Origin of the sequence: Saccharomonospora halophila 8 (assembly GCF_000383775.1) — a bacterium.
In the GTDB taxonomy this organism is placed as follows: Bacteria; Actinomycetota; Actinomycetes; order Mycobacteriales; family Pseudonocardiaceae; genus Saccharomonospora; species Saccharomonospora halophila.
Genome location: NZ_KB912527.1, coordinates 47,783 through 56,041 on the forward strand (window position 1 = coordinate 47,783; position 8,259 = coordinate 56,041).

Annotated in this window: 8 protein-coding genes; 4 read left to right on the plus strand and 4 right to left on the minus strand. The window is 71.2% G+C overall.

Annotated elements, in window-relative coordinates; all coding sequences use genetic code 11:
• Positions 1-121 precede the first annotated feature (121 nt).
• Both SACHA_RS0108590 and SACHA_RS0108595 read right to left on the minus strand, forming a co-directional pair.
• Entirely contained in the window at positions 122-1,189 is a 1,068-nt protein-coding gene (locus SACHA_RS0108590; protein WP_408640322.1) for a cupin domain-containing protein, read from the minus strand.
• 202 nt (positions 1,190-1,391) lie between these two features.
• Positions 1,392-2,624 (minus strand): FAD-dependent monooxygenase, encoded by a 1,233-nt coding sequence (locus tag SACHA_RS0108595; protein WP_028663004.1) that lies wholly within the window; start codon positions 2,622-2,624, stop codon positions 1,392-1,394.
• A 119-nt stretch (positions 2,625-2,743) separates the two neighbouring features.
• On the opposite strand from SACHA_RS0108595, the gene SACHA_RS0108600 reads away from it, so the two are divergent.
• From SACHA_RS0108600 to SACHA_RS0108615, 4 genes are all read left to right on the plus strand, one after another.
• Positions 2,744-3,496: an IclR family transcriptional regulator gene (locus tag SACHA_RS0108600; RefSeq protein WP_028663005.1), complete on the plus strand. Its 753-nt coding sequence runs from the start codon at positions 2,744-2,746 to the stop codon at positions 3,494-3,496.
• A 324-nt stretch (positions 3,497-3,820) separates the two neighbouring features.
• A complete protein-coding gene (locus SACHA_RS0108605) occupies positions 3,821-4,090 on the plus strand; it encodes a metal-sensitive transcriptional regulator (RefSeq protein ID WP_019808856.1) in 270 nt (89 codons plus the stop codon).
• A 136-nt stretch (positions 4,091-4,226) separates the two neighbouring features.
• The gene (locus SACHA_RS0108610) at positions 4,227-5,654 is read left to right on the plus strand and encodes an MBL fold metallo-hydrolase (protein WP_019808858.1); all 1,428 of its coding nucleotides are present in this window, start codon (positions 4,227-4,229) and stop codon (positions 5,652-5,654) included.
• A gap of 79 nt (positions 5,655-5,733) precedes the next feature.
• Positions 5,734-6,315 carry a rhodanese-like domain-containing protein gene (locus tag SACHA_RS0108615; RefSeq protein ID WP_019808860.1) on the plus strand — a complete coding sequence of 194 codons (582 nt, stop codon included), beginning with the start codon at positions 5,734-5,736 and terminating at the stop codon, positions 6,313-6,315.
• Between the two features lie 220 nt (positions 6,316-6,535).
• Here SACHA_RS0108615 and SACHA_RS0108620 read toward each other — a convergent pair whose 3' ends face one another.
• Positions 6,536-7,453 (minus strand): pyridoxal-phosphate dependent enzyme, encoded by a 918-nt coding sequence (locus SACHA_RS0108620; protein WP_019808862.1) that lies wholly within the window; start codon positions 7,451-7,453, stop codon positions 6,536-6,538.
• The coding region (locus SACHA_RS23830; protein WP_019808864.1) for a GHMP family kinase ATP-binding protein at positions 7,386-8,259 on the minus strand (874 nt) is incomplete at its 5' end. The genes SACHA_RS0108620 and SACHA_RS23830, both read right to left, overlap by 68 nt.

Consider the following 8,259-nt stretch of genomic DNA (forward strand, 5'->3'; position numbering starts at 1 on the left):
GCTGCGTCGAGGCCGCCGTCCCGCAGCAGCGCCCCGACGTCGGGGTGTCCGGTCTCGACGGCCGTCGTGCCCTCGACGCGCACGGCGGCGGTCGTGCCGCCCCGGCGGATGGTCGCCAGCCTCATGCTTGTTCTCCTTCGGTGTGGATCCGGTTGAAATGCAGACGCTCCATGATCGGGGCGTCGGAGAAGCGGAACAGGTCGAACTGCTGCTCACCCTGCAGCGAGCACTCGGCCCACGACGGCACGACGAACAGATCGCCCTTCTCCAGCGGGTGCTCGACGCCGTCCAGCACCACCTGGCCACGACCCTCGAACACCTGGAACACGCTGGAGCCGACCTCGCGCCGGGCCGGGGTCGCCGTGCCCGCGCGCAGGCGGTGGAACTCGGCGCGGATCGTCGGCATGACGTCACCACCGGTGGTGGGGTTGACGAACCGCACGGCGGCGTGACCCTGATCGACCGTGGCGGGCTGACCCTCGTCCTCCAGCAGCAGCTGCTGGGTCAGCGCGGCGTCGGTGTGCTCCCAGCGGTAGGCGCCGATCGGGGACGACACCGTGTTCCGCAGGCCGGAGAGCGGACGCAGCCCGGGATGGGCCCACAGGCGCTCGCTGCGGGAGACGTTCGGCCTGGAGTAGTCGGTGACCCGGTCCGCGCCGAACTCGAAGAATCCGACGTCGGTGTAGTGCGAGAACGGGATGTCCAGCCCGTCCAGCCACGCCATCGGCTGATCCGTCTCGTTGTGGTGGCCGTGGAAGTGCCACCCCGGGGTGAGCAGGAAGTCGCCGCGCGACATCCGCACCGGGTCGCCGTCGACCACCGTCCAGACCCCCTCGCCCTCCACGACGAAGCGGAACGCGTTCTGGGCGTGCCGGTGTTCCGGGGCCGTCTCCCGCGGCCCGAGATACTGGATCGCCGCCCACAGGGTCGGGGTGGCGTAGGCGTTGCCGTCGAGGCCGGGATTGGCCAGCGCGATCGCGCGCCGTTCCCCACCGCGCCCGACCGGCACGAGATCGCCCGCCTGCTGCGCGAGCGGGTAGAGCGACGACCATCGCCACACGTGTGGCACGGCCCGGGGCTTCGGAGTCATCGGCATCAGGTCGCCGATCTGGGTCCACAACGGAACCAGGTGTTCGTCGTCGAAGTCCCGGTAGAGCTTCTCGAGCTCGGGGCTGTCCTGCGCGGTCATCCGGTTGTCGACCGAGTCGTGGTCGATCTCCTCACCCGGGTTCACCGACATAACGTCTCCTTCGTCGTCCTCGGTGTCACAGTGCGCCTGCTGAATGTCCGCTTCGTGCCGCCCGTCCCGTGGGTTGCCGTGAAGGGCACATTCGCTGCGCGGGACGCAGCGAGGGGCACATTCACTGCGTGTGACGCAGGAAAAGTGCCCTTCACGACACACCCCCCAGCGGAGGGGTGGTGGAGGTGGGCAGGGTGGGTTCGTTCACGGGGCGGTACAGCCAGTCGACGAGGTGGTAGTCGTGGATGTCGCGGCTGCGGAAGACCTCGTCGCGCAACAGGGTGGAGACGGGGTCGTCCACGTGCCAGATGTCGCCCCAGGTCCGGGCCCGCTCCTGCACCGTGCCCGCGAACTCGACCCGCTCCCGTTCGTAGACCTCCAGCGCCCGGGCCAGGTCGCCGGCCGACCAGGGTCCGTCACCGAGACCGGACAACGGCCCGGCCAGCGCCACCCCGTCCAACAGCGACTGCCCCGCCCCCTGCGCGAGGTACTGCAGCATCGGGTGTGCGGCGTCGCCGAGCAGGGTGATCCGGCCCTTGGTCCAGGTCCCGATCGGCCTGCGGTCGTACATCGGCCACCGGTTGTCCCGCCGCAGCGACGGGATCGCCCCGCGCACGCCCTCGCACATGCCCGCGTAGGTGCGGTCCAGCTCCTCGGGGGTGCCCCAGTCCTGCTCGCCGTCGAGGTACTCCTGGCTGCGGAACACCGCGACCTGGTTGTAGAGCTTGCCCGCGCGCACCGGGTACTGCACCAGGTGCAGGCCGGGCCCCATCCAGACCGCGACGTCGTCCAGGGACGAGTGCAGGTCGACGTCCTCGACCGGCACCGCACCCCGGTAGGCCACGTAACCCGAGCAGATCGGCTCGTCGTCGACGAGTTCGGCGCGCAGCGTGGAGTGCAGCCCGTCGGCGCCGACGAGCAGCTCGCCGGTGAACTCGGCGCCGTTGTCGCAGCGCACGACGACGTCTTCGCCCCGATCCCGCACCCCGCTGACGTGGTGGCCGGTGTGCAGGGTGATCCCGGGTTCCGCCTCGGCCGTTCCGAGCAGGGCGCGCAGCAGGTCACTGCGGTGCAGCACCAGGTAGGGCCCGCCGTAGCGCTCGCGGGCGTCGGCGAGGTCGAGATGCGTCAACTCCTCACCGCTGGCCGCGTTGCGGAACACCAGCCTGCTGGGCGCGAGGGACAGCGGGAGGATCTTCTCCAGCACCCCGACCTCGTCGAGCAGCCGGGTGACGTTCGGGGCGAGTTGCAGACCCGCCCCCACCTCGCCGAACTCGGGTGCGCGTTCGAGGACCCGGACCCGCACGCCCCGTTGCGCGAGCATCACCGCCGCCCCGAGGCCACCGATCCCGCCTCCGGCGATGATCACTTGATCCGTGGGCATGACCTTCTCCTCCAGACCTGGTCGGCAGCCACCGCGGACGGTCGTCCCGGCACCGCCGCGCTGTCCGGAGAGCCTAGGCAGAGTTTTGTATCGCGCAAAGATGCCGGTACGATTTTTCTGTGGAGCAGAAAGACGAGCCGTATCGCGTGGAGTCGGTCGACCGCGCACTGACCCTGTTGGCCCTGCTGGCGGAGCAGGGCCAACTGAGCGTCACCGAGGCGGGCCGCGCGCTGGGGGTGACCCCGTCGACGGCGCACCGGCTGTTGTCCACGCTGCGCCACCGGGAGTTCGCCGTCCGCGCCGAGGGCCGCCGGTACGCACCCGGACCGGCCCTGCTCGGACTGGCGGAGCGGGACGGCGTCCGCCCGCTGTCGGCACGGGTGCGCCCGTATCTCGAACGGCTCTTCGACGCCGTCGGCGAGACCGTGCACCTGATGGTCCGCACGGGCGCCGAGGTCCACTTCCTGGACGGCATCGAGGGTCGCCGACCGTTGCGGGTCGGCCTGCGCACCGGCGTGCGGATGCCCGCGGCCCGCACCTCCGGCGGCAAGGCCATGCTCGCCGACCTCGACCCGGCCGAGGTCGACACCCTGCTGACCACCGCGACGCACGGCGAGCCGGACTCAGCGGCCACCCTGCACGACGAGATCACCACGGTGCGCCGCACGCACTACGGCATCAATCACGACGAGAGCGAGCCGGGTGTGACCGCGCTCGGCGCCTCCGCCGGGGCCGTGGACGGCCGCCACGTGGCACTGTCCGTCGCCCTGCCGACCGCCCGCTTCGCCACCGTCGACACCGACCCGCTGATCGCCCACCTGCTGGAGATCCGTACCGACCTCCGCCACACCCTCGGCGACGGGAACTCCTGACCGACCGCCACCCACACCCGCGAGTTGACACTCCAAGACACCGAGTCGACGCTTTGTACCGACGAGTTGTCGCGCGCGTGCTCCCACCCCGGGACGCCTCCCGGCCCACCGAACAGCGGCGGTCCGGTCGTCGGCGAGAGCCCGCGGGCGTGCGGCGTCGACTCGCGAGCGCGGATCGTCAACTCGCGGGCACGGGGTGGCGACTCGCGGGTTGAACGAGGGTGTGCCGCGGGAACATCCGGTCAAGTTTCTCGCGTTCCGGATGCTGGGATTCGCAGGAGTACACATACCCCCTTGGGTATGATTGTCGCGGAGGTGATTGCCATGGAGCTGAAGCCGGAACTGACCGGGGACGCGCTCACGCGCCTGCGTCGTGCGCAGGGCCAACTGGCCGGAGTGATCGAGGCCATGGAGGAGGGGAGCGACTGCGCCCAAGTCCTCACCCAGCTGGCCGCGGTGTCCCGCGCGCTGGACCGGGCCGGATTCAAGATCGTCGCCAGCGGAATGCGGTACTGCGAACAGGCCCGCGAGAACGGCGACGAACCCGAGATGACCGAGCAGGAGCTCGAACGACTGTTCCTCTCGCTCGCCTGACGGACCGCGCCCGGGAATCGGTGGAGGTCGAGATGCGTCGGATACCCCTGGGGGTATAGTCGTACGGAGACGGCAACCCCGGGAAACCGACCCGGCGCCGACCGGGCATGCGCCGAGACGAGAAGAAAGGGCGTGGATGATGACCGCGCAGACAGCGCAGCAGCATCAGCTCGCGGGCGGACTGGCGGTCGAGGTCGTGGAGACCTCGTCGCTGGGCGACCGCAGCTACCTGGCCACCGACGGCGACGCGGCCGTGGTCGTCGACCCGCAGCGGGACATCGACCGGGTGGTCGGGCTCGCGGGGCGACTCGGTGTGCGGATCGCGCTCGTGGTGGAGACCCACGTGCACAACGACTACGTCTCCGGCGGCCTGGAGCTGTCCCGGCTGACCGGCGCCGAGTACGCGCTCTCCGCCGAGGACGTGGTCCCCTTCCACCGTCGCGGGCTCTCCGACGGCGAGGTCGTCGACGTCTCGGAGCGCCTGCGGGTGCGGGCGGTGAAGACGCCGGGACACACCTACCACCACCTGTCCTACGTGCTGGAGGGCTCGGCGGGCCCGGTGGCGGTGTTCACCGGCGGCTCCCTGCTCTACGGCACGACCGGGCGGACCGACCTGGTCGGCGAGGACCACAGCGAGGAGCTGGCCCGGCACCAGCACGCCTCCGCCCGGAAGCTCGCCGACATGCTCCCCGAAGGCACGCAGATCTACCCGACGCACGGGTTCGGCAGTTTCTGCTCGGCCACCCAGGCCGAAGGTGATTCCGCGACCATCGGTGACCAGAAGCAGAACAACCCGGCGCTGACGCTGGCCCGGGACCAGTTCGTCGAGCAGACCCTGTCCGGCCTGGACGCGTACCCGGCCTACTACGCGCACATGGGTGTGCAGAACTCCCAGGGGCCCGCGCCGATCGACCTGCGGGCACCGACCCGGGCCGACCCGGACGAGCTGCGGCGCAGGCTGGAGGCCGGGGAGTGGGTCGTGGATCTGCGTGCCCGCAAGGCGTACGTGCGCTCGCACCTCGCGGGCACGATCAGCCTCGGCCTGGACGGGCCGATGGTAACCTGGCTCGGCTGGATGATCGACTGGGGCGCCCCGCTCACCCTGCTCGGGGAAACCTCCGAGCAGGTGTCCACCGCCCAGCGGGAGCTGGCCCGGATCGGCATCGACGAGTTCGCCGGCGCGGCCACCGGCACGCCGGAGGAACTGGCCGCCGACCGCGCACAGCTGGCCCAGCTGCCGACGGCCACGTTCGTCGATCTCGCCGAGGCCCGGAAGAACGGCGGCGCCGACGGCCTGCCGAACCCGGACGTCGTCCTCGACGTCCGGACGCACAACGAATTCGGCTCCGCGCACGTCACCGGCGCGGTGCACATCCCGCTCTACGAGCTCAAGGACCGCGTCGACGAACTGCCCGCGGGTTCCGTCTGGGTGCACTGCGGCAGTGGGTACCGCGCGGCGGCGGCCGCCTCCGTGCTGGAGAGCGCGGGCCGCGACGCCGTCCTCATCGACGACCTGTTCGGCAACGCCGCCGACTCCGGCGTCGAGCTGACCGACGGCTCCTGAGCCGACCGCGCGAACGACCGACCGGACACCGCGGACCACCACCGTCCGCGGTGTCCCCCTGTGCGAACGAGAGGAACGTATGTCGACCACCGCATCCCCGACCACGCTGGACACTTCCGGCCTGAAGGAACTGCTCGACGACGGCTCCCCGGTGCGCGTCATCGACGTGCGGACCCCGGGCGAGTTCGAGGCGGTGCACATCCCCGGCTCGGTGAACCTGCCGCTGGACGTGTTGCGCGCCCAGGAGAATGTGACCGTGCGGCACGACGAGCCGATCGTGCTCGCCTGTGCCTCCGGTGCGCGTGCCGAGCAGGCGCGGAATCTGCTGGAGTCCTCGGGTGCCACCCGGCTGCGGGTGCTCTCCGGCGGCGTCTCCCGCTGGGAGCAGGACGGCGGGGCCGTCGAGCGCGGCAGCGACGTGTGGCCGATGGAGCGCCAGGTGCGGCTGACCGCCGGGCTGCTCGTGCTCACCGGCGTGCTGAGCAGCATCGCCTTCGAGCCGCTGAAGTGGATCGCCGGCTTCGTCGGCGGCGGTCTGACCTTCGCCGCGCTGAGCAACACCTGCGCGATGTCCAAGGTACTGGCATTGCTGCCGCACAACCGGCCGAAGAAGGCCACGGACCCGCAGTCGGCCCTGCCCACCCTGACGGACCGGCGCTGACCGGACCGGACCCGGCGGCCAGGGTCCGGGCCCCCGCCGACCGCGACGGTTGACCGGCGAGAGGACCCGGCACGCCATCCGCGTGGCGGATCCTCGTCCGTCCGGCTCCGTCGCGGGTGGTGGGGTCCCGTCGATCGGGACGACCCGGTGCAGCCGGACGAGGCCCCCGCCGGGCCGTCTCACAGTCCCTCGGGACGTCGGTCCGCGCGCCGTCGCGGTATCACACCGGTACCGCGCGATTCCGGTCCATCCGGCACCACGGCAGGCGCAACTGCTCGACCGTTTCGACACACCGGGGAGCGAGCTCCGCCACCGAGGACACCTCACCATGCCTGCTGAACACCGAGTCGACATACCGGTGCCCGGTATCGGCCGCCAGGAACAGCACGGTCCGCTCCGGTGCGCGGTCGCGTTCGTACCGCGCCGCGAGGTAGGCGGCGCCGCTGGACAGCCCGGCGAAGACGGCGTGCCGGCGCAGCAGCTCCACACTGCCGGACACCGCCGCGGTGAAGCCGATCCAGTGAATCGCGTCGTAGGCGTCGTGCCGGACATTGCCGAACGGGATCGAACTCCCGATCCCCGCGACGATGATGTCGGGGTCACGGACGTGCTCACTGCCGAACGTCACACTGCCGAACGGCTGCACCCCCACGAGCGTCACCGCGGGGTCACGGCGCCGCAGGTGTGTCGCGAGCGAACCGGTCGAGGCTCCCGAGCCCACGCCGCCCACGACCGTCAGACCACCGGGCGGCGTCCCCAGCTCGGTGGTGATGCGCTCAGCCACCGTGGCGTAGCCGCGGTAATGGATGTCGTCGTGGTACTGCCGCATCCAGTGGTACCGCGGCATCGTGGCCAGGAGTTCACGAACCCGGTGCACTCTCCGCCGCTGGTCGAGCGCCAGGTCGTCGGACGGTTCCATCCGGTCGAGCCGGGCCCCGAGTATCTCCAGCTGCACCCGCAGCGCCTCGTCGACGGTCACCGAGCCGACGATGTGGCAGCCGAGGCCGTACCGGTGACAGGCCAGGGCCAGCGCGTACGCGTAGATGCCGCTGGAACTGTCCACGAGGGTGTCACCGGGCCGGACGGTCTTGTTGTCCAGCAGGTACTCCACGGCCGCCAGCGCCGAGACGACCTTCATGCTCTCGAACCGCAGACAGAAAAGACCCTCGTCCACCCGCACCAGGCCCGGACGGGCGAGAACGTCGGTGATGTGCTGGTCCATACTTCCCTTCCGGTGTCGGCCGGGTGGTGAAGATCCGCGTCACGGGCATGCCGTTACTCCGCAACGCCGCCACGCACCGCCGCAGTCGCTGCCGCAGCCGGTGCGGTGACACGCCGTCCACGGCGTACAGCAGGCCGGTCACGTTGCCGCTGTGTGCCACCTGTACGCCCACCGCCCCCGTCGCGTCGGCGATCCGCAGGAGTTCGCCGAGCTCCGGCTTGACCAGCACCCGCTGGTTGAGCCGGGCGCTCGCCGTACAGACCCGGCCCAGCAGGGCTGCGTCCTCCTCGGCGACGGCCCGGCGCGTCAACCGCCGCAGCCACTCGTAGGCGTGGACGTCCTCGGGCCGGTAGGCGTCGGCGGGCAGGGACAGCGTGTCCACCGCCGCTCCGCCGCCGGTACGGCAGCCGACGACGAACACGGACGGCCACGCACCGTGGAAGGTCTCCAGCACCGCACCCTGCCGTTGCGCGAACAACAGCGGTCCGGTGCCGAACATGAGCGGGTCGCTCGCCTGTTCACAGGTCACCGCGATCCGGGCGAGCGCATCGGGACCGAGTGCGACGCCGTAGGAGGACTCCACGGCCCGCACGGCGGCGACGACGTCGGTGGTGGAGGACCCCATCCCCAGCCCGATCGGGACGTCGCCGCGCAATCGCAGCACCCCGCCGTGGAACGGACCGCCGCACGCCGCCGCGCACTCGGCGATCGCCGCCCGCGTC